The sequence below is a fragment of the Oerskovia sp. NPDC060287 genome, from assembly GCF_042726775.1.
GTDB lineage: Bacteria > Actinomycetota > Actinomycetes > Actinomycetales > Cellulomonadaceae > Oerskovia > Oerskovia merdavium.
On the sequence record NZ_JBHXBO010000053.1, the window covers coordinates 1 to 21,339 of the forward strand.

At 73.3% G+C, this 21,339-nt stretch carries 21 protein-coding genes and 1 riboswitch; of the genes, 6 read left to right on the forward strand and 15 right to left on the reverse strand.

The annotated features are described in order from the left end of the window. Nucleotides 1-425: 425 nt before the first annotated feature. The 12 genes from tyrS to ACFWFR_RS06970 form a co-directional block, all read right to left on the reverse strand. Nucleotides 426-1,685, reverse strand: coding sequence for a tyrosine--tRNA ligase (tyrS, locus tag ACFWFR_RS06915; RefSeq protein WP_377622030.1), 1,260 nt, complete (start codon nt 1,683-1,685; stop codon nt 426-428). 237 nt (nt 1,686-1,922) lie between these two features. After that, nucleotides 1,923-2,555: a DNA-3-methyladenine glycosylase gene (locus tag ACFWFR_RS06920; protein ID WP_225220406.1), complete on the reverse strand. Its 633-nt coding sequence runs from the start codon at nt 2,553-2,555 to the stop codon at nt 1,923-1,925. 174 nt (nt 2,556-2,729) lie between these two features. Then, nucleotides 2,730-3,371, reverse strand: coding sequence for a uridine kinase (locus ACFWFR_RS06925; RefSeq protein ID WP_377622031.1), 642 nt, complete (start codon nt 3,369-3,371; stop codon nt 2,730-2,732). A gap of 7 nt (nt 3,372-3,378) precedes the next feature. Next, nucleotides 3,379-4,851, reverse strand: a complete 1,473-nt coding sequence (argH, locus tag ACFWFR_RS06930; RefSeq protein ID WP_377622032.1) for an argininosuccinate lyase — start codon at nt 4,849-4,851, stop codon at nt 3,379-3,381. A 263-nt stretch (nt 4,852-5,114) separates the two neighbouring features. Beyond that, nucleotides 5,115-5,654 (reverse strand): arginine repressor, encoded by a 540-nt coding sequence (locus ACFWFR_RS06935; RefSeq protein ID WP_318244551.1) that lies wholly within the window; start codon nt 5,652-5,654, stop codon nt 5,115-5,117. Then, a complete protein-coding gene (gene argF / locus ACFWFR_RS06940; protein ID WP_191804088.1) occupies nt 5,651-6,601 on the reverse strand; it encodes an ornithine carbamoyltransferase in 951 nt (316 codons plus the stop codon). Before argF ends, ACFWFR_RS06935 begins: the two co-directional genes overlap by 4 nt. A gap of 2 nt (nt 6,602-6,603) precedes the next feature. Next, nucleotides 6,604-8,016: an acetylornithine transaminase gene (locus tag ACFWFR_RS06945; RefSeq protein WP_377622035.1), complete on the reverse strand. Its 1,413-nt coding sequence runs from the start codon at nt 8,014-8,016 to the stop codon at nt 6,604-6,606. Next, the gene (gene argB / locus ACFWFR_RS06950) at nt 8,013-8,993 is read right to left on the reverse strand and encodes an acetylglutamate kinase (RefSeq protein WP_377622036.1); all 981 of its coding nucleotides are present in this window, start codon (nt 8,991-8,993) and stop codon (nt 8,013-8,015) included. The genes ACFWFR_RS06945 and argB overlap by 4 nt, the downstream gene beginning before the upstream one ends. Beyond that, the gene (gene argJ, locus ACFWFR_RS06955; protein WP_377622037.1) at nt 8,990-10,186 is read right to left on the reverse strand and encodes a bifunctional glutamate N-acetyltransferase/amino-acid acetyltransferase ArgJ; all 1,197 of its coding nucleotides are present in this window, start codon (nt 10,184-10,186) and stop codon (nt 8,990-8,992) included. The genes argB and argJ overlap by 4 nt, the downstream gene beginning before the upstream one ends. Next, nucleotides 10,183-11,259: an N-acetyl-gamma-glutamyl-phosphate reductase gene (gene argC / locus ACFWFR_RS06960; protein ID WP_377622038.1), complete on the reverse strand. Its 1,077-nt coding sequence runs from the start codon at nt 11,257-11,259 to the stop codon at nt 10,183-10,185. Before argC ends, argJ begins: the two co-directional genes overlap by 4 nt. Before the next feature lie 38 nt (nt 11,260-11,297). Next, nucleotides 11,298-11,669, reverse strand: a complete 372-nt coding sequence (locus tag ACFWFR_RS06965) for a VOC family protein (protein ID WP_377616548.1) — start codon at nt 11,667-11,669, stop codon at nt 11,298-11,300. Between the two features lie 200 nt (nt 11,670-11,869). Continuing rightward, nucleotides 11,870-13,654: a 2-isopropylmalate synthase gene (locus ACFWFR_RS06970; protein ID WP_377622039.1), complete on the reverse strand. Its 1,785-nt coding sequence runs from the start codon at nt 13,652-13,654 to the stop codon at nt 11,870-11,872. Between the two features lie 189 nt (nt 13,655-13,843). On the opposite strand from ACFWFR_RS06970, the gene ACFWFR_RS06975 reads away from it, so the two are divergent. The 4 genes from ACFWFR_RS06975 to ACFWFR_RS06990 all read left to right on the forward strand — a co-directional run bounded on the left by ACFWFR_RS06975 (nt 13,844) and on the right by ACFWFR_RS06990 (nt 16,713). After that, a complete protein-coding gene (locus ACFWFR_RS06975; protein WP_377616549.1) occupies nt 13,844-14,530 on the forward strand; it encodes a FadR/GntR family transcriptional regulator in 687 nt (228 codons plus the stop codon). Nucleotides 14,531-14,648: 118 nt separating this feature from the next. After that, nucleotides 14,649-15,422 carry an ATP-binding cassette domain-containing protein gene (locus ACFWFR_RS06980; protein ID WP_191804143.1) on the forward strand — a complete coding sequence of 258 codons (774 nt, stop codon included), beginning with the start codon at nt 14,649-14,651 and terminating at the stop codon, nt 15,420-15,422. Between the two features lie 26 nt (nt 15,423-15,448). Then, nucleotides 15,449-16,444, forward strand: coding sequence for a quinone oxidoreductase family protein (locus ACFWFR_RS06985; protein ID WP_377622040.1), 996 nt, complete (start codon nt 15,449-15,451; stop codon nt 16,442-16,444). Next, nucleotides 16,441-16,713 (forward strand): hypothetical protein, encoded by a 273-nt coding sequence (locus ACFWFR_RS06990; protein WP_377622041.1) that lies wholly within the window; start codon nt 16,441-16,443, stop codon nt 16,711-16,713. The genes ACFWFR_RS06985 and ACFWFR_RS06990 overlap by 4 nt, the downstream gene beginning before the upstream one ends. A gap of 64 nt (nt 16,714-16,777) precedes the next feature. On the opposite strand, the gene thiD is transcribed toward ACFWFR_RS06990, so the two are convergent. Both thiD and ACFWFR_RS07000 read right to left on the reverse strand, forming a co-directional pair. Further along, a complete protein-coding gene (gene thiD, locus ACFWFR_RS06995) occupies nt 16,778-18,367 on the reverse strand; it encodes a bifunctional hydroxymethylpyrimidine kinase/phosphomethylpyrimidine kinase (protein WP_377622043.1) in 1,590 nt (529 codons plus the stop codon). Further along, nucleotides 18,359-18,459, reverse strand: a riboswitch (TPP riboswitch). It overlaps the preceding gene by 9 nt. Nucleotides 18,460-18,538: 79 nt before the next feature. Next, nucleotides 18,539-18,877 (reverse strand): hypothetical protein, encoded by a 339-nt coding sequence (locus tag ACFWFR_RS07000; RefSeq protein ID WP_191804067.1) that lies wholly within the window; start codon nt 18,875-18,877, stop codon nt 18,539-18,541. Between the two features lie 152 nt (nt 18,878-19,029). Between ACFWFR_RS07000 and ACFWFR_RS07005 the strand changes: the two genes are divergently transcribed. Together ACFWFR_RS07005 and ACFWFR_RS07010 are read left to right on the forward strand one after the other, a co-directional pair. After that, nucleotides 19,030-19,857, forward strand: coding sequence for a HEAT repeat domain-containing protein (locus ACFWFR_RS07005; protein WP_377622044.1), 828 nt, complete (start codon nt 19,030-19,032; stop codon nt 19,855-19,857). Between the two features lie 233 nt (nt 19,858-20,090). Next, nucleotides 20,091-20,447, forward strand: coding sequence for a hypothetical protein (locus tag ACFWFR_RS07010; protein ID WP_377622046.1), 357 nt, complete (start codon nt 20,091-20,093; stop codon nt 20,445-20,447). A 65-nt stretch (nt 20,448-20,512) separates the two neighbouring features. On the opposite strand, the gene ACFWFR_RS07015 is transcribed toward ACFWFR_RS07010, so the two are convergent. Further along, nucleotides 20,513-21,181: a YceI family protein gene (locus ACFWFR_RS07015; protein WP_191804063.1), complete on the reverse strand. Its 669-nt coding sequence runs from the start codon at nt 21,179-21,181 to the stop codon at nt 20,513-20,515. Nucleotides 21,182-21,339: the final 158 nt, after the last annotated feature.

Genomic DNA, 21,339 nt, shown 5'->3' on the forward strand with positions numbered 1-21,339 from the left:
ATTGGCATTAACTATCAAGCACACTGTTGAGTTCTCAAGCAACCGACACGCACCGACTCCAACCCGTTTCCAGGCCTTCACTCGGGGCAACTTCTCTACCTTACCAGACCGGAGAGTCCGTGTCTACCGCCGAGGCGGAGACGTTCTCTGCTGATCTGCCTCACGAGACGCCAGATCGAGGATCTGAACTTCTTGGAGGAGCCAGCCTGCGGGACCAGCCACTTCGCGGCGGCTCCGAGGAGCTTCGCAGTGGTGTCTGTTCCTCCCTGTCGGGCTGACATCCAGAACATTACGTGGAGGTTGCCGGGAAGGTCAAACCGCGCCGTCGTGACGCCCGTCACCGCAGCGCCCGCGCGGCGCGCTCCCGCGCCAGGGAAGCCCGCGGGGCCCGGTCGACAGCTCACCGGGCCCCGCTCGTCACGGCCCTACGCGGCAGCCGCGACCGCCAGCGTCCGCTTGCCGCGACGCAGGACGGCGAACCGTCCGTGGAGCAGGTCGTCCGCGCCGAGGACAGCGTCCTCCTCGGTCACCTTGACGTTGTTGACGTACGCGCCGCCCTCCGCGATCGCACGACGTGCGGCGCCCTTCGACGCCACCAGACCCGACCCGACCAGAAGGTCGACGACCGCGTCGCCGGCAGCCGCCGTCGTGCGCGGGAGCTCGGCCACGGCCGCGGCGAGCGTGCCCGCGTCCAGCGCGGCCAGGTCACCACGTCCGAACAGCGCCTGGCTCGCGGCGACGACCGCCTCGGTCGCTGCCGCACCGTGCACCAGCGTGGTGACGTCGGCCGCGAGCGCCTTCTGCGCCTCTCGCGCCGCAGGGCGCTCCGCGACGGCACGCTCGAGCTCGGCGATCTCCTCGGCCGTGCGGAAGGTGAAGATCTTGAGCCAGCCCACCACGTCGGCGTCGTCCGCGTTGACCCAGTACTGGTAGAAGGCGTACGGGCTCATCATGTCCGGGTCGAGCCACACGGCCCCGCCCTCGGTCTTGCCGAACTTGGTCCCGTCGGCCTTCGTGATGAGCGGCGTCGTCAGGACGTGCACCGACGCGCCCTCGGCCTTGCGGATCAGCTCGACGCCCGAGAGCAGGTTGCCCCACTGGTCGTTGCCACCTGTCTGGAGCGTGACGCCCTCTCGTCGGAAGAGCTCGAGGTAGTCGTTCCCCTGGAGGATCTGGTAGCTGAACTCGGTGAAGCTGATGCCCTCGTCGGACCTCAGGCGGCGCGCCACGGTGTCCTTGGCCAGCATGGTGCCCAGGCGGTAGTGCTTGCCGATCTCCCGCAGGAAGTCGATCGCCGTGAGGTTCGCCGTCCAGTCGAGGTTGTTCACGATGCGTGCCGGGTTGTCGCCCTCGAAGTCGAGGAAACGCGAGACCTGCGCCTTGAGGCGCTCGGTCCACTCGGCGACCGTGTCCTTGGTGTTGAGGATCCGCTCGCCCGACTGGCGCGGGTCGCCGATCATGCCCGTGGCGCCGCCGACGAGCGCGATCGCGCGGTGCCCGGCGAGCTGCAGGTGGCGCAGCAGGATGAGCTGGACCAGGTGGCCGTGGTGCAGGCTCGGCGCGGTCGGGTCGAAGCCGCAGTAATAGGTGACGGGTCCCTCGGCCAGCGCAGCACGCAGCGCGGCCTCGTCGGTGGACTGCGCCACCAGGCCTCGCCATTGCAACTCGTCGAGAACGTCGTTCACTGCATCTCCTTCGTCGTGCCCGCGCGCGGTGCGGCGCAGGGCCTGGATCGGGGGCGCCGTCCGTCCCGGCGCACGCCCGATGTCCTAGTCTGCCGTGTCCCGCCCCCGAGCACCGACTTCCCCTGCTCCGTGGACGCCGCGCGTCGCGCGCGGGCGGGCTGGATCGCGATCCGCGTCGCTGTCCCGAGCGGCGCCCGGGGGTCAGCGGGGCCGTCCGGCCCGCGCCGGACGCGGGCCTCAGCGCGTCCGGCGATACGCGGGACGGTAGGCGGAGACCGTCGGGTCGCCGGTGAGCCACAGCCTCCACGGGTAGACGCTCGCGTCTCCCCCGTCGCCGCTCACGCCCACTCGTGGTCCGGTCGCGATCGCGGGCCGCAGCGTGCGCGTGTCCCGGTGCACGACGACGTCGCCCGCCACGTCCGTCACGTCCAGCCCGTAGTGGTCGAGGTCGAGCCCGAGAGCCACCGCGAGCCGGGCGGGCCCCCGCGCGATCTGCCGGTCCGAGTCGCACACCCCGACCGCCAGACGACGCGCCCTGGCCAGCTCGACGCCGTCGGTCACCTCGCCTGCCCGCAGCAGGACCGCCGACGCCTGTCCGAGCGGCCCGCACACCACGTTGACGCAGTGGTGCAGGCCCAGGTGCCGGTACACGTAGAGGTGACCGGGCTCGCCGTACATGACCCGGTTGCGCTCGGAGCGCCCCCGGAAGGCGTGCGAGCCCGGGTCGCGCTCGCCGTCGTAGGCCTCGACCTCGGTGAGGCGGACCGTGACGGTGCCCTCGGGCGTGCGGTGCGTGATCGACGACCCGAGCAGGTCCCGCGCGACCTCGAGGCTCGACCGCCCGAACCAGCCCCGGGCCGGCACGTCCAGGACGGGTCCGTCCGGATCCTGCACGGGGCGGAGGTCGGCGGTGCTGGATCGGAGGGGATCGGGCACGGTGGCCTCCCTGGCTCGGCGCGGGTCTCCCCCGCAATCTACGCCTCGCATGTTTCGGGGGTGCTTCCCACCGACCGACTCAGGAGCACGCCCGAGACGGTCGTCGCCTCAGACGTCCGCGACGCCCCCGGCGGCCCGGTCGGGTCGCAGGACCGGTTCCCCGAAGCCGTCGAGCACGACGTCGGCCCGCTCGGCCGTCCCCTCGACCGCGTAGACCGCGCGCTCCGAGACCATCCAGTCGATCCAGGCGTCGTACGCGTCGTCGCCGTCGCGCGCGATCCCCCGGGCGAGGCGGATCTCGTCGTCGGCCTCGACCCACACCAGCAGCGTCGTCAGGTCGGCGATCCTGCGGGCCCCGGCCCCGCACCCCTCGACGACGAGGAACGGGGCCAGGGGCACGTCGTGCCACTCCGCGAAGTCGCCGAGCGTCCAGTCGTAGCGCTGGTAGCGCCCCGGCCTGCCCTGCGACAACGGGACGAGCACCTGCTCGACGAGCCGCCCGGTACCCGCGGTCATCCCGGTCCAGCCCTCGTACAGGTCGTCCATGTGGACCACCTGCGCCGGCAGCGCCTCGCCCAGCTGCGCCGCGAGCGTCGTCTTGCCCGAGCCGGCCGGGCCGTCGACGACGACCAGACGGCACCCCGGCCCGGCGGGGACGCCCGGACCTGCCGGACGTCCCGCGCCGAGGCGGGCTGCGCCGTCGTGCACGCGGGAGACGAGGTCCGCGAGGACCTCAGCGCTCACGCTCATGCAGGCCTCAGCCCTGGACCCAGAAGCGGTACTCCGCCGAGCGGACCTTCGCCTCCTCGAGCTGCTCGGCGACGCGCGCCGGGGCCGTGCCGCCCACCGCGTCGCGCGACGCGAGCGAGCCCTCGACCGTCAGCACGTCCCGCACGCCGGGCGTCAGGTGCGCCGAGATCTCGGCGAGGTCGGCGTCCGTGAGGTCCCACAGCTCGATCCCGCGCTCCTCGCACACCCGCACGCACGCTCCCGCGACCTCGTGCGCCACGCGGAACGGCACGCCCTCGCGGACGAGCCACTCGGCGATGTCCGTGGCGAGCGAGAAGCCCTGCGGCGCGAGCGAGGCCATGCGCTCGGTGTCGAACGTCAGGGTGCGGACCATGCCCGCGTACGCGGGCAGCAGGACCTTGAGCGTGTCGACCTGGTCGAACACCGGCTCCTTGTCCTCCTGCAGGTCGCGGTTGTACGCGAGCGGCAGGCCCTTGAGCGTCGCCAGGAGGCCCGTCAGGTCGCCGATGAGGCGCCCCGCCTTGCCGCGCGCGAGCTCCGCGATGTCCGGGTTCTTCTTCTGCGGCATGATGCTCGAACCCGTCGAGTAGGCGTCGTCCAGGCGGACGAAGCCGAACTCCTTGGTGTTCCAGATGATGATCTCCTCGGCGAAGCGCGAGAGGTCCACGCCCAGCATGGCCGAGACGAACGCGAACTCGGCGACCACGTCGCGCGAGGCCGTGCCGTCGATCGAGTTCTCGACCGGGCCGTCGAAGCCCAGGTCCGCCGCGACGGCCGCCGGGTCCAGGCCCAGCGACGAGCCCGCGAGCGCGCCCGAGCCGTACGGCGAGCGCCCCGCGCGCACGTCCCAGTCGATGAAGCGGTCGACGTCGCGCAGCAGCGGCCACGCGTGCGCGAGCAGGTGGTGCGCGAGGAGCACCGGCTGCGCGTGCTGCAGGTGCGTGCGACCCGGCATGGGTGCGCCCGGGTGCGCCTCGGCCTGCTCGATCAGGGCGTCGACGACGTCGAGCACCAGGATGCCGATCGCGCGGGCCTCCTCGCGCAGGTACGAGCGCACGAGGGTCGCGATCTGGTCGTTGCGCGAGCGCCCGGCACGCAGCTTGCCGCCCAGCTCGGCTCCGGCACGCTCGATGAGCCCGCGCTCGAGGGCCGTGTGCACGTCCTCGTCGGCCAGGACCGGCAGGAAGGCCCCCGACTCGACGTCGGCCGCGAGCACGTCGAGCGCCTCGAGCATCGCCGTGAGCTCGTCCTCGTCGAGCAGGCCGGCCGCGGCCAGGACCTTGGCGTGCGCCCGGGATCCTGCGATGTCGTGCTGCGCGAGCCGCCAGTCGAAGTGCGTCGACTGCGACAGTGCCGCCAGCGCCTCGGCGGGGCCACCGGCGAAGCGGCCACCCCACAGGCTGACCGGGGCGGCAGGCGCGGCGGCCGCCGGCTGCTCGTCCCCGGGCGCAGGGGTGTTGTCGTTCAGGTCGTCACTCATGGTTCAGGCTCCCGGTACCGAGGTCGATGCCGCTCCCGGACGTCTCGTCGCGGGCGGCCGAGGCCCCGGCCGTCGGCCGAGGACCTCGAGGGTTCTCCCCGCCGGCGACCGGGCGAGCGGGTCGCCCTCGTCGTCGGCAGGGTCGTTCGTGTCTGTCTGTCGTGCGAGTGCGGCCGTGCGGACGCGGGTGCGGCAGGCGGCCCCGTGCGCGTCACGGCCTCTGGTGTCCTGTCACAGTCTGTCAGCCCGCAGGCCGTCGGACGTCAGGAGGCGGACGGCCCGACCGGGTTGCTCAGGGCCAGGAAGCGCGCGGCCATCTCCTCGCCGCCGTCGACCTCGCGCGAGATCACCAGGACTGTGTCGTCGCCCGCGATCGTGCCGAGCACCCCGACGAACACCGAGTGGTCGATCGCCGAGGCCAGGTACTGCGCCGCCCCCGGAGGGGTCCGCAGCACCACGAGGTTGCCCGAGGCCTCGGCCGAGACCAGGAGCTCGCCGCAGAGGCGCGCGAGCCGGGCGGCAACGTACTCGGCGTCGTTCGCGACCTGGACAGAGCGGTCCCCGCCCTCCCCCGGCACCGCGTAGACCAGCGAGCCCGACGCGCTGCGGACCTTCTCGGCGCGCAGCTCGATCAGGTCGCGCGAGAGCGTCGCCTGCGTGACGCTCACGCCGTCCTCCGCGAGCGCCTTGGCCAGCTCGGCCTGCGAGTGGATCTCGTGCCGCGCGACGAGCTGTGCGATGCGCGCGTGACGTGCTGCCTTGGTGGTCGGCACGCTGCCCGGTCCCAGGCCCCCGGTCGTCACGATCGCTCCAGCAACCAGGTCAGCAGCGCCTTCTGGGCGTGCAGGCGGTTCTCGGCCTCGTCCCAGACGGCCGACTGCGGACCGTCGATGACCTCGGCGGTGATCTCCTTGCCCCGGTAGGCCGGCAGGCAGTGGAGCACGAGGGCGTCGGGGGCCGCCACGGCCATGACCTCGGCGTTGACCTGGTACGGCACGAACGGCAGCTCGCGCTCGGCGGCGCTCGCCTCGTCCCCCATCGAGACCCAGGTGTCGGTCGCGACGACGTCGGCGCCCCGCGCGGCCTCGAGCGCGTCGGTCGTCACCAGGACCGAGCCGCCCGTCTCGCGCGCGATGCGCTCGGCGTCGGCGACGATCGCCGGGTCCGGCAGGTACTGCGCCGGTGCGCCGATGCGCACGTGCATGCCCGCGGTCGCGCCGCCCAGGAGGTAGGAGTGGGCCATGTTGTTGGCCCCGTCGCCCAGGTAGGCGAGCGACGTGCCTGCCAGCGCGCCGACGCCGCCGCGCAGCTGGGCGACCGTCAGCAGGTCGGCGAGGATCTGGCACGGGTGGAACTCGTCGGTCAGCGCGTTGACGACCGGGACGCTCGCGACCCGCGCCATCTCCTCGATGCGCTCCTGGCCGAAGGTCCGCCACACGATCGCGGACGTCTGGCGGTCCAGGACCCGGGCGGTGTCCGCGATGGGCTCGCCGCGACCGAGCTGGCTCGTCGCGCCGTCGATCGTCAGCGGGTACCCGCCGAGCTCGGCGACCCCCGCCGAGAACGACACGCGGGTCCGGGTCGAGGGCTTGTCGAAGATGAGCGCCACGGCCTGGGGGCCACGCAGGGGCGTGCGGATGAAACGGTCCTCGCGGAATCCGAGGCCGAGCTCGAGGACCTCGCGCTGCTCGGCGGGGGTGAGGTCGTCGTCGCGCAGGAAGTGTCGGACGGGGGCGGTCGAGGCAGTCACTGTCAGCCCTTCGGAGGCGTGGCGGAGGCGGTGGGGGCGGGGGTGGGTACGCGTCGAGTGAGGTCGGCAGGCAGGCCCGCGAAGAACGCGACGACCTCGCTCGCCTGGTCACGGGTCAGGATCAGGGGCGGGGCGAGGCGGATCGCGTCGGGCTGCACGGCGTTGACGATGAACCCGGCGTCGAGGGCCAGGCGCGCGACCTCGGCCGAGACGGGCGCCGAGAGCTGGACGGCGATCAGCAGGCCGTGGCCGCGCGTGCCCGCGACCACGGGGTTGCCGCACGCCGCGATCCCCTCGCGCAGCTGCTCGCCGACGGCCCGCACGTTGGCCAGCAGGCCGTCGCGCTCGATCACGGCGAGCGTCGCGAGCGACGCCGCTGCGGCAACAGGGTTTCCGCCGAAGGTCGTGCCGTGCTGGCCCCGTCCCAGGAGGGTCGCGGCCCGCTCGCCGAACGCCACGACGGCTCCCACGGGGAACCCGCCGCCGAGCCCCTTGGCGAGCGTGACGACGTCGGGCACGACGCCCCCGCCGATCTCCTGCTGCTGGAACGCGAACCACGTCCCCGTGCGCCCCACGCCCGTCTGGACCTCGTCGAGGACCAGCAGCGCGCCCGACGACGCGGTCAGCTCGCGTGCGGCCACCAGGTAGCCCGGCGGGAGCGGGCGCACGCCCGCCTCGCCCTGGACCGGCTCGACGAACAGCGCGGCGACCTCGCCGCGCGCGGCGACGGCCTCGTCCGAGAACGCCTCCTCGAGCGCGACCAGGTCGCCGAACGGCACGAACTCGACGCCACCGGGCAGGGGCTCGAACGGCTCGCGGTACGCAGCCTTGGAGGTGAGGGCGAGCGCGCCCATGCTTCGGCCGTGGAAGCCGCCCTCGAGCGCGAGGATCCTGGTCCGCGTGCCCGGGCCGGCGGCCCCGTCACGGTTGCGGCGCGCCATCTTGAAGGCGGCCTCGTTGGCCTCGGTGCCCGAGTTGGTGAAGAACACGCGCGAGCCCTCGGGGGCCTGTGCGAGGTTCAGGAGGCGCTCGGCGAGCGCGATCTGGGTGGGCGTGCCGAAGAAGTTCGACACGTGCCCGAGCGTGCCCAGCTGGGCGCTGACGGCCGCGGTGAGCGTGGGGTGCGCGTGCCCCAGGGCGTTGACCGCGATGCCCGCGAGCAGGTCGAGGTAACGCTTGCCGTCGGCGTCCCACACGTACGCGCCCTCGCCGCGGACCAGGACCTTCTGAGGGGCGCCGAACGTGTCCATGACCGCGTGCGTGTAGCGCTCGGTCCACTGCGCGACGCTGCCCGGTCCCGTCAGGGTCGTGTCCGCGGTGCCCTCGCGGCCCGGAGCGCCCTCGACGCCCGTGGCCGCCGGGTCGGCAACGCTGTCCGAGGTGGTCGGCGAGATCTCGCCGGTCGTGCCGTTCATGCCTGCTCCTGCGAGGTGACGTGGGCGGTGGGGGGCGTCGTGGTGCTCGACGAGAGCGGGTCCGGGACGACCATGGTCCCGTTGCCGCGCGTCGTGAAGACCTCCAGGAGGACCGAGTGGGCCACGCGGCCGTCGATCACGGTCGCGCGCGGGACCCCGCCGGACACCGCGCGCAGGCAGGCCTCCATCTTGGGGACCATGCCGGCCTCGAGCGAGGGCAGCAGCGCGGCGAGCTCGGTCCGCGTGATCTGGCTGACGAGCGAGGTCTTGTCCGGCCACGAGGTGTACAGGCCCTCGACGTCGGTCAGGACGATGAGCTTCTTGGCTCCGAGCGCGACAGCGAGCGCCGCGGCGGCCGTGTCGGCGTTGACGTTGAGCACCTGGGTGGGGTCGTCGAGGTCCGGGGCGATGGTCGAGACGACGGGGATGCGCCCGGCGTCGAGCAGGTCCTGGACCGCGGACGGGTGGACCTCCACGACGTCTCCGACCAGGCCGACGTCGACGGGCTCGCCGTCGACCATCGCGTGCCGGCGCTGCGCCTGGAGCAGACCGCCGTCCTCGCCCGAGAGCCCCACCGCGTAGGGCCCGTGCGCGTTGATGAGCCCGACGAGCTCGCGCGAGACCTGTCCCGTGAGGACCATGCGGACGACGTCCATGGCCTCGGGGGTCGTGACGCGCAGCCCGCCGCGGAACTCGCTCTCGATACCGAGCCGCGCGAGCATCGCGGAGATCTGCGGGCCGCCGCCGTGGACGACCACGGGGTGCAGGCCGACCTGGCGCAGGAACACCATGTCGCGCGCGAACGCGGCCTTGAGCTCGTCGTCGATCATGGCGTTGCCGCCGTACTTGACGACCACGAGCGCGCCGCGGAACTCCTGGAGCCAGGGCATGGCCTCCAGCAGGACCTCGGCCTTCTGGCCGGGGGTCAGGTCGGTGCGGGTGTCGAACACGAAGTCCTCGGAGGTCGGGGTGCTCATGAGGAGTACGCGCTGTTCTCGTGGACGTAGTCGTGCGTGAGGTCGTTGGTCCAGACCGTGACCTGCGCGTCGCCCGCGTGCAGGTCGATCTCGACGTGCACCTCGCGTGCCGAGGCCAGGTCGACGAGCTCGCGCGGCTCGCCCACTCCCCCGGCCCGGCAGACCTGGACCCCGTTGATCGACACGTCGAGCTCGAGCGCGTCGAAGGGCGCGACGTCCTCGGGGACGGTCCCCACGGCCGAGAGCACCCGGCCCCAGTTGGGGTCGTTGCCGAACACCGCGGCCTTGAAGAGGTTCGAACGCGTCACGGCTCGAGCGACCGCGAGCGCCGCGGTCTCGTCGCTCGCGTTCTTCACGACGACCGCGATGTCGTGGCTCCCGCCCTCGGCGTCCGCGACCAGGGCGCGGGCGAGGTCCGCGCACGCCTCGGTCACGGCCGCCGTGAGCTCCTCGAGGGACACCGGCACCTGGGACGCACCGGAGGCCAGGAGGATCACCGTGTCGTTCGTCGACATACAGCCGTCCGAGTCGACCCGGTCGAACGTGGTGGCCGTCGCGGCGCGCAGCGCGGCGTCGGCGGTCGCGGCGTCGACCACGGCGTCGGTCGTCAGCACGCAGAGCATGGTCGCGAGGCCGGGAGCGAGCATGCCCGCCCCCTTGGCCATGCCGCCCACCGACCAGCTCGAGGCGCCGTCGACGCTGTGCTCGTCGCGCACCTCGCGCGTGACGAGCACGGTCTTGGGGACCGTGTCGGTCGTCATGATCGCGAGGGCCGCGTCGGGGCCGCCCTCGGCGTCGGCCGCCCCTGCCGCCGCGTCGCAGCCCGCGAGGAGCTTGTCCATGGGCAGGCGCTCGCCGATGAGTCCCGTCGAGCAGACCAGGACGTCGCCCGCGGAGACCTCGAGGAGGTCGGCCACGTACTCGGCCGTGTGGTGCGTGTCGGCGAAGCCCTCGGGGCCGGTGCACGCGTTGGCGCCACCCGAGTTGAGGACGACGGCGCGCGCGATCCCGTCCGCGACGGCCTGGCGCGACCACGCGACGGGGGCCGCGAACACGCGGTTGGTCGTGAAGACGGCCGCGGCGACGTCGAGCGGCCCCTCGTTGACGACGAGGGCCACGTCCTTGCTGCCGGTGGACTTGAGCCCGGCGACGACTCCTGCGGCCCGGAAGCCGAGCGGTCCGGTGACGGTCACGGTGCGACCCCTTCGGTGGTGAGCCCCAGGGTCTGCGGCAGACCCAGGGCGATGTTCATGGACTGGACGGCGCCGCCTGCGGTGCCCTTGACGAGGTTGTCGATCGCGGTGACGGTCACGACGCGGCCCGCGGCGCGGTCGATCGCGACCTGGACCAGGGCCGTGTTGGCGCCGAGCGTCATGGCCGTCGTGGGCCACTGCCCCTCGGGCAGGAGCTGGACGAACGGCTCGCCCACGTACGCCTGCTCGTAGGCCTGGCGCAGGGCGTCGACGCTCAGGTCCTCGTGGCCCGCAACGAGGCGCGCCGTCGCGGTCGCGAGGATGCCGCGGGACATGGGCACCAGGGTGGGGGTGAACGAGATGGTCACCTCGGCTGCGCCTGCCGAGCGCAGGTTCTGCGCGATCTCGGGGATGTGCCGGTGCGAGCCGCCCACGGCGTAGGGCTGGGCCGAGCCGAGCGCCTCCGAGGCGAGCAGGTGCGTCTTGAGGGACTTGCCCGCGCCCGAGTACCCGTTGGCGAGGACCGCGACGACGTCGACCGGGTCCAGGAGGCCCGCGGCCACGCCGGGCTGCAGGCCCAGGGTCACGGCCGTGACGTTGCAGCCCGGGACGGCGATGCGGCGCGCGCCCGCCAGGACCTCGCGCTGCTTGGTGTACTCGACCCCGGCGCCCGTCTGCTCGGCGATCAGGAGCTCGGGCAGCCCGTAGGGCCAGGTGCCCGCGTGCTCGGACCCGTAGAACGCGGTCCAGTCCGCGGCCGAGGAGAGCCGGTGGTCGGCGCCGAGGTCGAGGACCAGGACGTCGTCGGGCAGCTGCGCCGCGATCTCACCCGACGCGCCGTGCGGCAGCGCGAGCACGACGACGTCGTGGCCGACCAGGTGCTCGACGCTCGTCGGCAGCAGGACGCGATCCGCGAGGGATCGCAGGTGCGGCTGGTGCAGCCCGAGGACCGACCCCGCGTTGGAGTGCGCCGTGAGCGCACCGACCTGGACCTCGGGGTGCCCGGACAGCAGCCGGAGCATCTCCCCTCCCGCGTACCCGGAAGCCCCGGCAACCGCCACTGTGATCGTCATATGCAGAACTATACATAGTTATGCAGTCGAATCGGGAACTACCGACCCCAGACACCCAGCTCGTTGCCGCTCGGGTCGAGGAAGTGGAACCGCCGCCCACCGGGGAAGTCGTACGGTCCCTCGAGGATCTCTCCGCCCGCGTCCTGGACCAGCAGGAGCGACTCGTCGAGGTCCGCGGAGAAGAGCAGGACGAGCGGGCCACCCCGTGTGACCTGGTCGGCGAGCGCCAGACCACCCGCCTCTGCCTCCCCCTCCTCGGCCGCGGTGCGGAAGCCCGCGTACCCCGGACCGTAGGGGACGAACTCCCACCCGAAGGCCTCGGCGTAGAACGACTGCGCCTCGGCCATGTCCGTGACGGACAGCTCGAGGTAGTCGATCGAGTGATGGATGCCGTGCGCATGGGTAGCCATGCAGGCAGCGTGCCACGGGGTACCGACACCGGACGGAGCCGCGGACCGTGCCAGAGGTGGTGGCCCGTCAGCCGCTGGCCTCTGGGCACGTCGGGTGGGCCGGCCGTCGGCGGCCCCGAGGCGGCCTTCGGCCTCCAGGCGAGCCGCGCTCGAGACGTCGTTGCCGGCCCCCGACGGCCGGCAGGTCGAGCGCGAGCGGATCAGGAGCGGTTCGCCGCCGCGACCAGGGCCCGCACGCTCGCGCCCAGCACCGACGCGTCCCTCCCCACGGCCCACGCCGCCGAGCCGTCCGCGGCACGGTGCTCCAGGTAGGTCACGGCCCCCGCGTCGCTGCCCGCGGTGACGGACTGCTGCGTCAGCCCCAGCACCTCGACCGGGAGCCCCAGCCCGGCCAGGATGCTCGCGAGCGCGTCGACGGGTCCCGCACCGACCGCGGACCGCTCGACCCGCTCACCCTCCACGGACAGCACGACGTCGAGGCGCTCGCCGCAGTCGTCCGTCTCGCCCGGCCGCGCGACCGACCAGGCGAGCGGCACGACCTGGGGACCTCCGCCGTCGGGCAGGACGTACGCCTCCTCGAAGAGGCGCCACAAGCCCTCCGCCGTCACCTCTCCCCCGCTGCCGTCCGCGTGCTCCTGCACGCGGCGCGCGAAGTCGATCTGGAGCCGTCGAGGCAGCTCGAGCCCGTACGCGGACTCGAGCAGGTAGGCGATGCCACCCTTGCCGGACTGGCTGTTGACGCGCACCACGGCGTCGTACGAGCGCCCGACGTCGGCAGGGTCGACGGGCAGGTACGGCACCTTCCAGGGGGCGTCCGCAGGGTCGAGGCCCGCCGCTCGCGCATCAGCGCGATGGCGCGCGAGACCCTTGCGGATCGCGTCCTGGTGCGTCCCGGAGTAGGCCGTGTGCACCAGGTCGCCCGCGTACGGGTGGCGCTCGTGCACATCGATCCGGTTGCAGTCCACGACCGTGCGCCGGATCTCGTCGACGTCGGAGAAGTCGATCTCTGGGTCCACGCCCTGCGCGTGCAGGTTGAGTCCCAACGTCACCAGGTCGACGTTGCCCGTGCGCTCGCCGTTGCCGAACAGGCAGCCCTCGACGCGCTGCGCGCCCGCGAGGACCGCCAGCTCGGCGCACGCCACGCCCGTGCCGCGGTCGTTGTGCGGGTGGACGGACAGGATCACCGCGTCGCGCCGGTCGAGGTTGCGGTGCATGTACTCGATCTGGTCGGCGTAGACGTTGGGCGTCGCGACCTCGACCGTCGCCGGGAGGTTGAGGATCACGGGCCGCTCGGGCGTCGCGTCCCACAGGGTCGTCATGCGCGCGCAGACCTCGAGCACGTAGTCGGGCTCGGTGAGGTTGAAGACCTCGGGCGAGAACTCGAAGCGCACGCGCGGGTCGTCGCCCGCGTGCCGCAGGACCTCGGTGCCCGCGGCGGCGATCAGGTCCGAGAGCTCGGCCCGGTCCCTGCCCAGCACGACGTCGCGCCAGGTCGGGGCGGTCGCGGTGTACAGGTGCACCACGACGGGGTTGCGCAGACCGCGGACCGACTCGAACGTCCGGGCGATCAGGTCCGCCCGGGCGGCCGTGAAGACCACGATCGTGACGTGCTCGGGGGCCAGGTCCGTCTCGGCGAGCAGGCGGACGAAGTCGAAGTCGGTCTGCGAGGCCGACGGGTAGCCGACCTCGATCTCGGTGTACCCCATCGCGACGAGCAGCTCGAAGAAGCGGCGCTTGCGGGCGGGGTCCATGGGCTCGGTCAGAGCCTGGTTGCCGTCGCGCAGGTCGACGGGGACCCACAGCGGTGCCGACGTGAGGCGGCGGGTGGGCCACAGGCGGTCCGTGAGCGGCACGGCGACGCGCGAGAACACGTCCTGGTAACGGTGCGAGGGCATGCGCGAGGCGCGCTGGCGATTCCACGCCGGCCGGCCGGGGGCCGGTGCGCCGTCGGGGGTGCGCAGCGTGGGGAACGGGCTGGTGGTCATGGTCGTGTCTCCTGGTGCGGGCCGCGCGGTGCACGGCAGGCGGCGTCCGACCGGCGCACGGCAGTTCCCCACGGCGGGGAGCCGGTCGGCTCAGGCCCCGCCGCGGCGACCAAGAAGGAGTGCGCTCCACGACATGGGAGGTACGCTAGCGGCGATCAAGTCCTCAGACAACCTGAGAGGTTGGCTCCCATGCCCACGCTCCGCCGGCTCCCCCTCGCCGACCAGGCCGCCGCGCTCCTGCTCGACCGCGTCCGCACCGGCACCTGGCCGCTCGACCACAAGCTGCCCGGCGAGCAGGCGCTCGCCGACGAGCTCGGCGTGGGGCGCTCGACCGTGCGCGAGGCCGTCCGCCAGCTCGCCGGCAAGGGAGTTCTCGAGAGCCGCCAGGGCTCGGGCGTCTACGTCGTCCGGGCCGAGGCGAGCGAGGACTGGGAGGAGGTCCTGCGGCGCGGCGAGATCGTCGACGTGCTCGAGGTCCGCGGCGCCCTGGAGACCGAGGCCGCCCGGCTCGCCGCGACCCGCCGCACCCCGGCCGACCTCCGCGCGATGGCCCGGGCGCTCGCGGGCCGTGGCGAGGTCTCCCCGACCGCGAGCGCCCGGGAGTACGTCGACGCCGACCTGGTCTTCCACCGCGCGGTCGTCGACGCCGCGCACAACGCGGTCCTGACCGACCTGTTCGCGACGTTCGTCCCGCGCCTGCGTCGGGCGATGGTCGACATGATCGAGCTCGACGGCGCGGGCGAGCGCCACCGGCACGACCAGGACGCCCACGAGGCGATCCTCGACGCCGTCCGCGACCGCGACGCCGACCGCGCCGCCGCGACGAGCCGCCGGCACCTCGACTCCGTCCACGAGAAGGTCACCCGTGAGCACTGACACCGCCTCCGCCGCACCCGGGACCGTGACGCCTCCGCGCCCGGCTCCCGGCGACGCCCGGGTGGCCCTTCCCCCGGGTGCCTCGACGGCCGAGGCGGGCGCCGCCGTCGTGCTGGCGATGCGCGACGTCGCGTTCGTCCGCAGCGGCCGCACGATCCTCGAGCACGTGGACCTCACGGTCCGCGCGGGCGAGCACTGGGCGCTGGTCGGTCCCAACGGTGCAGGCAAGAGCACGATCCTCAGCCTGTGCGCGGCGCGCAACCACCCCACGCGCGGTGGGGTCGACGTGCTGGGGCACACGCTCGGGCGCGTCGACGTCCAGACGCTGCACCGCCGGATCGGCCACGTGAACCCGCGCCACCCGCTGCGCACGCCCCTCACGATCCAGGAGGTCGTCCTGACCGGGATCACCGGGACGATCGACTGGCGCCAGCGCTGGGAGCCGACCCGGGCCGAGGTCGACAGGGCGCGCGCCCTCGTGGCCGACATGGGGCTGGGCGGCAAGGAGCACGAGCCGTGGACCACGCTGTCGCAGGGAGAGCGCGGTCGCACCATCATCGCCCGGGCGCTCGTCGCCGACCCCGCGCTGCTGCTGCTCGACGAACCGAGCACAGGGCTCGACGTCGCGGCGCGCGAACAGCTCCTCGCGACGATCGACGCGGTGCGGGTCGCGCACCCCGAGGTCGCCTCGGTCCTCGTGACCCACCACCTCGAGGAGCTGCCCAGGTCCACGAGCCACGCGCTGCTGCTCGCGCCGGGGCGGGTCTCCGCGTCCGGCCGTGCGGACGAGGTCCTGACCTCCGAGGCGGTCTCGCGCTGCTTCGCGCACCCGATCCACGTCGAGCGCCGCCACGGACGCTGGCGGGCCTCGGCGGGTCCGGCCACCGCCTGAGCCGACGTCCCGCCTAGGCTGACCCCATGCGCGCGATCCAGGCACTCCAGGCAGGCGGCCCCGACGTCCTCGAGCTCGTCGAGCTCCCGACACCGGTCCCCGGACCCGGCGAGCTCCTCGTCGAGGTCGCGGCGGCGGGGATCAACTTCATCGACACCTACCGCCGGGCGGGGGTGTACCCGATGGAGTTCCCGCACGTGGTCGGCACCGAGGGCGCGGGCGTCGTCGGGGCGGTCGGCCCGGGCGTCACGGACTTCGAGCCCGGCGACCACGTCGCCTGGACCAACGCGTCCGGCTCGTACGCCGAGCAGGTGATCGTCCCCGCGGACGTCGCGATCCCGGTCCCCGGGTCGGTCGACCTGCGGGTCGCGGCGGCCGTGGCTCTCCAGGGGCTCACGGCGCACTACCTCGTGACCTCGACCTACCCGGTCCAGCCCGGGGACGACGTCCTGCTGCACGCGGGGGCCGGCGGCGTCGGGCTGCTCGCGACCCAGCTCGCGGTGCGTCGCGGCGCACGCGTCATCACGACCGTCTCGACCGAGGCCAAGGCCGAGCTGTCGCGCGCGGCCGGGGCGGCCGACGTCGTGAACTACGCCGAGCTCGACGACCTCCCGACCGAGCTGCCCGCGATCGTGCGCGACCTCACGGGCGGCCGGGGCGTCGCGGTCGCCTACGACTCGGTCGGCAAGGACACGTTCGAGGCGTCGCTCGCGTCGCTGCGCCGCCGCGGCATGCTCGTGCTGTTCGGCGGGTCCTCGGGCCAGGTACCTCCGTTCGACCTGCAGCGCCTCAACAAGGGCGGGTCGCTGTTCGCGACCCGCCCCAAGCTCGACGACTACACCGCGACGCGCGCCGAGCTCATCGAGCGCGCCGACGAGATCTTCGCTCTCGTCGCCTCGGGGGACCTGGACGTGCGCGTGGGCGCGACGTTCCCGCTCGCCCGCGCGGCCGACGCGCACCGCGCGCTCGAGGGCCGCGCGACGACGGGCAAGGTCCTGCTCGTCCCGAGCGCCGCCTCGTGAGCTGGGACTGGGTGCCGCCGCGCCCCGGCGAGGACGAACCCACCCGGCGCACGGACCACCGCCTGCGCCTGGCGCTGACCGTCCTCATGGTCGTCTTCACGGGCGTGCTCGCGGTCTACTACCTGACGGTCGGGCTCGACCAGATGCGCACGCAGTGCGTCACGGAGCGCCCCGAGGGCGTGTCGTCGAACGAGGTCAGCACGTCGTGGCGCTGGTGGCCGCCCGGGTACGACTGCTCGTACCCGGACGGCGGGACGACGAGCGCGTGAGGACGGCCGCTCGCGCCGAGAAGTGAGCAGATGCCCCCGTTCCCCCCGGATCAGGGGCATCTACTCACTTCTCGGCGTCCCCGACCGGCGCCTCGGGCCAGGTCGGCCGGTCGATCCCCTGCTCGAAGAACAGGTACTCGTGCATCGAGGACAGCTCGAACGCGCGGAGCATGCGTTCGAGCTCGGCGGGCGAGGCCCAGCGCGCGGCCTCGTCGGCGAACGAGCACGCGGTGCGCGTCGCCTCCTGGAAGGCCGGGTCGCCGTAGAGCGAGATCCACCGCGCGTACGGATGCCCGTCGAGGTCCCCCGCCCGGCGCACCAGGATGTCGCCGATGTACGAGTACAGCCAGTAGCACGGCAGCAGCGCCGCGACGGTCTCCGCGTACGACCCGTTCGACGCCGCGTGCAGGTGGTTGGTGTAGGCGGCGGTCACGGGAGAGGGGTCGACGCTCTCGACCGCCCCCCGGTCCATCCCGGCGTGCTCGCCCAACCAGTCACGGTGCAGCGCCTGCTCGACCTCGAGCGACTCGACTGCCGCGCCCGCGAAGAACTGCCGGGCCTCGGGCGTCGGCGCGAGCTGGCTCGCCCGCGACAGCACGCGCGAGTACTCGGCGAGGTACGCGGCGTCCTGCGCGAGGTAGAACCCGAAGTCCTCGACGGCGAGGCTCCCGTCCGCGAGCGCCCGCACGAATCCCATGCCCTTGACGGCCTCGCGCCAGCCCGCGATCCGCTCCCAGGCCTCCTCGGAGAACGCCCGCAGGCCCAGCGTGGGCAGGTGCGCCAGGTGGTCGACGGGTCCGCGGCCCGTGCCCACCGTCAACGCTCCCCCGGCCCGCAGCGCGCCGGTCAACCAGGTCTTCGCATCGCGCACGGCGCCCGCCCAGTCGTCGCGCCGGGGTCGGAGCGCCGCAACCGCAGCCGACAGCGAGCACCCCGTCCCGTGGGTGTGCACGGTGTCGACGCGGGGCGCGGAGAAGGTCGTGACGTCGTCGGGCCCCACGAGCGCGTCGGGCGACTCCTCCCCTGTGAGGTGACCACCCTTCAGGAGCACGACGGCGCCGCTCGCCACGTGCAGGCGCCTCGCCTGGGCGAGGGCGTCCGGCCAGGTGGTCGCGGCCGGCTCGCCCAGGAGGACGGCCAGCTCGGGGAGGTTGGGGGTCACGAGGTCGGCGAGCGCGACCAGGTCGCCCACCGCCTGCTCGGCCCCCTCGTCGAGGAGGCGGTGGCCGCTCGTGGCGACCATGACGGGATCGAGCACGACGAACGGCGGACGCACCCGGCCGAGCCACGTCGCGATGGCACGCGCATTGGCCTCGTCGGCGACCATGCCGATCTTCACGGCGTCGATCACCACGTCGTCCGAGACCGCGTCGAGCTGCTCGGTCAGGAAGTCCGCGCCCGGGACGTGGACCGTGCGGACGCCGTGCGTGTTCTGCGCGACCAGGGCGGTCGTGACCGCCATGCCGTACGCGCCGTGCGCCGCGAACGCCTTGAGGTCGGCCTGGATCCCGGCGCCTCCCGTCGGGTCGGTGCCCGCGATGGACAGGACGCGGGGGCGGGAGGCCTCGGCCCCGGGCGACCCGACGCGTTCTCGTGCGGTGCTGGACGCGGGTTCGGGTCGGGGCAGGACAGGTGTGGTGGCAGCAAGCGACATTGCCGACATCCCTTCGCTAGTGCTAGCTAGATCAGGTTCGACGGGTGTGTTCTCAGCCCGGCTCGTGGGAGCGGGCACCCCGTGTCTTCGGGGGAAGGATAGCGGGCACCCGGACCGGACGGTCGGCGGAGACCACCAGGTGTCGCCCGGGGGCGGATCAGCGGGGGGCGCCTACGAGACCCCGGCCGGCACGGTCATCACGTCGATGCTCGACAGCGGGACGTACCGGTCCAGGCACGTCACGACCCGCTCGACGTCCTCGCGGACGGCGCCGGGGACGAAAGCGACCGTCGTCGGGAGCGGCGGCAGAGGGAGCGGTGTCACGGCGTACTCGACCGCAGGGTCCTCGATGCAGACGTCGATCCCGTCGGGCCACGCGTCGACCCCGACGATCCACGGCCCCTGCGGCGGGATCGCGACCGGCCCGGTCGCGCCCAGCGCGGCGGCCAGCGCCAGCGAGCCGCACGACGCCGCCACGGCTCCGGCGAGCAGGACGGTGCGGCGGGGCATGGCGGTCACCTCGGTGGTCGTCGTCGACGTCGGTGCGACCACCGTAGCGGACCCGCTCGGAGGAGACCCGGCGGTCGGCCGGCCCCCTATGCTCGCCCCATGGTTCTCAGCGTTCCCGTCCACCCGCGTCCGTCGCGCGGCTCGGCCTCGCGATGACCGACGACCTGCTCGCCCGGCTCCTCGACCCGGATCCCGCGGTCGACGAGGACGCTGTCGACGCCGCCGCCGAACGCGCCCTGGCCGGCGACCGGGAGGCCGCCGACGCCCTGCGCGACGTCGTGCTGCGCTTCGAGCGGTTCCCGATCAGCACGTTCGAGCGGACTCTCAACCGTCTCTACGCCTTCGCCGACGCGTCGCTCGAGCCGGCGATGCTGCGCGCCCTCGAGAACGGGGCGTCGGCACCCTGGTACCTCACGGCAGCCTGCGGACGCGCGGGCTTCCGAAGAGCCGTGCCCTACGCCCTCGCCCTGCTCGACTCACCCGTCGCCTACGAGCGGACGGTCGGCTGCGAGGTGCTCGGCGTCCTGGGGGCGCACGAGGCCGTGCCGACCCTCGTCGACGTGCTCGGCGACACGGACCACCGCGTCCGGGAGGTCGCGGCCGCTGCCCTTGCCGACCTCGGCGGGTCCGAGGCCGCGCTCGGGCTGCGCCGCGAGCTCGTCGAGCCTCGGTTCGCGCTCCTGGGCTACGTGTCGACCGCCCTGGGCGCGATCGAGCCCGACCAGACGACCTGGCTCCTCGACCAGGCCGCCAGTCCGGACACCAGAACCCGGTACTGGGCGGTCCGTGCCCTCGGGCGCACCGGGAGCGACCTGGTCCACGAGCGGCTGCTCGTCGTCGCAGCAGACCTTGCGGAGGAGACCGCGGCCATCGCGAACGGAAGCACGGTCGCGAGCGCAGCACGCAGTGCCCTGAAGACCTGGCAACGCGTGCGCCGCGTCCGTGCGGCAGACACCACGAGCACACGCCCCCTGTCCTGACCGCGGAGCCTCGGGCCCGCCCCGACGACAGGTCGGAGCAGGACCGCGACGAACGTCATGGTGGAGCGCACCACGAGGCGCTCCACGTCGTGCCGAGGCCGCCCGGCCAGGTGCAGCAGCGACTCGCGGTCAGCGCCTGCGCCGGGTGGCGGAGGCGAGCCTGCGGTTGAGCAGGGGCGCGGCACGGCGGATGCTGGGGGCGACCGTCCGGTCCAGCCACGAGGAGGTCGGCCATGCACCCGACGCAGGACGTCACGTCCCACCGCACCGCGCGCACGTCACCACGAGGCCGACGCATCGCCCTCGCCGCAGCACTGGTCCTCGCCGCGCTGGCGCTCGCGGCCTGCGCCCCTGGGCCCAACCCCGACGTCGGCACCCCCACCGCGGACGGCAGTCCCGCAGGGTTCTGGCTCGGTCTGTGGCAGGGCATCATCGTGCCCGTGACGTTCGTGATCTCCTTGTTCACCGACACGGTGAACATCTACGAGGTCCACAACAACGGGAACTGGTACGACTTCGGGTTCGTGCTCGGCCTGGGGCTGTTCGTGGGCGGGCCGTTCGGGGCCTCCCGCGGACGCCGTCACTCCTGACGGGCTGACCGCGTGCGCCGTCGGGCGAACCTCTCGGTCCTGCTGGGTCTCAGTCCTGCTGGGTCTCAGTCCTGCCGGATCGCCTCGCCGGCGATCTCGATCTCGACCTTCTTGCCCACCAGCAGCCCGCCGGTCTCCAGCACGACGTTCCAGACGAGCCCGTAGGCCTCGCGGTCGAACGTGCCCGAGGCGCTGAACCCGAAGATGTCGCGACCGTACGGGTCGCGCCGCGCCCCGCCGAACTGCATGGTCAGGTCGATCGGGAGGGTGACGTCCCGGATCGTGAGCAGGCCGCTCACGACGAAGTGCCCCGCGCCCGCTCCCTGGATCCTGGCCGCAGGGACCTCGGAGCGCTCGGGCGAACGGTTGCGCAGGCGCGCCCAGCTCAGCATGGCGTCGTCCTGCGGGCCCTGCCAGCGCACCGACGTGCTGCGGAAGTCGACGGTCGGGAACCGCTCGACGTCCAGGAAGTCAGGGCTGCGCAGGTGCACGTCCCGCTCGTCGTGGTGGGTCGTGAGGCTCGTGGCGTCCATGGTCGCGGAGACGGCCGACGCGAGCGGGTCGGCCCCGACGACGATCGTGGCGCTCGCACGCGTGAGCTCGCCGCGGACCGGGGAGACCATCATGTGCTTCCCGAGGAACCCGACCCGCTTGTGGGCCTCGTCCAGCAGGAACGTCCCCGCATCCGGGATCGTCATGCCGTTCCAGTACCGGGTCGGGTGGTCGATCGTCATCCGGGCAGGGCCTCTCGCTCGTTCTCGCAGGTGCAGAACAGCGGTGTCCGCACCGACCGGGTCGGTGTGCCCCTCGAGCATTCCCCATGAGTAGTAGAAAGTTCAACTAACCGAGGGGTGAACCTCGCGGACCCGGCGAAGTGGCAAGAGCACGTGAC

Excerpts from the sequence above, each read along its gene's own strand:
- ACFWFR_RS07000 (WP_191804067.1), bottom strand. The coding sequence starts at position 18,877 with ATGCCCCGCCGCACCGTCCTGCTCGCCGGAGCCGTGGCGGCGTCGTGC.
- ACFWFR_RS07005 (WP_377622044.1), top strand. The coding sequence starts at position 19,030 with ATGACCGACGACCTGCTCGCCCGGCTCCTCGACCCGGATCCCGCGGTC.
- thiD (WP_377622043.1), bottom strand. The coding sequence starts at position 18,367 with ATGTCGCTTGCTGCCACCACACCTGTCCTGCCCCGACCCGAACCCGCG.
- ACFWFR_RS06980 (WP_191804143.1), top strand. The coding sequence starts at position 14,649 with ATGCGCGACGTCGCGTTCGTCCGCAGCGGCCGCACGATCCTCGAGCAC.
- ACFWFR_RS06945 (WP_377622035.1), bottom strand. The coding sequence starts at position 8,016 with ATGAACGGCACGACCGGCGAGATCTCGCCGACCACCTCGGACAGCGTT.
- argB (WP_377622036.1), bottom strand. The coding sequence starts at position 8,993 with ATGAGCACCCCGACCTCCGAGGACTTCGTGTTCGACACCCGCACCGAC.
- ACFWFR_RS07015 (WP_191804063.1), bottom strand. The coding sequence starts at position 21,181 with ATGACGATCGACCACCCGACCCGGTACTGGAACGGCATGACGATCCCG.
- ACFWFR_RS06965 (WP_377616548.1), bottom strand. The coding sequence starts at position 11,669 with ATGGCTACCCATGCGCACGGCATCCATCACTCGATCGACTACCTCGAG.
- ACFWFR_RS07010 (WP_377622046.1), top strand. The coding sequence starts at position 20,091 with ATGCACCCGACGCAGGACGTCACGTCCCACCGCACCGCGCGCACGTCA.
- ACFWFR_RS06985 (WP_377622040.1), top strand. The coding sequence starts at position 15,449 with ATGCGCGCGATCCAGGCACTCCAGGCAGGCGGCCCCGACGTCCTCGAG.
- argC (WP_377622038.1), bottom strand. The coding sequence starts at position 11,259 with ATGACGATCACAGTGGCGGTTGCCGGGGCTTCCGGGTACGCGGGAGGG.
- argH (WP_377622032.1), bottom strand. The coding sequence starts at position 4,851 with ATGAGTGACGACCTGAACGACAACACCCCTGCGCCCGGGGACGAGCAG.
- ACFWFR_RS06925 (WP_377622031.1), bottom strand. The coding sequence starts at position 3,371 with ATGAGCGTGAGCGCTGAGGTCCTCGCGGACCTCGTCTCCCGCGTGCAC.
- ACFWFR_RS06970 (WP_377622039.1), bottom strand. The coding sequence starts at position 13,654 with ATGACCACCAGCCCGTTCCCCACGCTGCGCACCCCCGACGGCGCACCG.
- ACFWFR_RS06975 (WP_377616549.1), top strand. The coding sequence starts at position 13,844 with ATGCCCACGCTCCGCCGGCTCCCCCTCGCCGACCAGGCCGCCGCGCTC.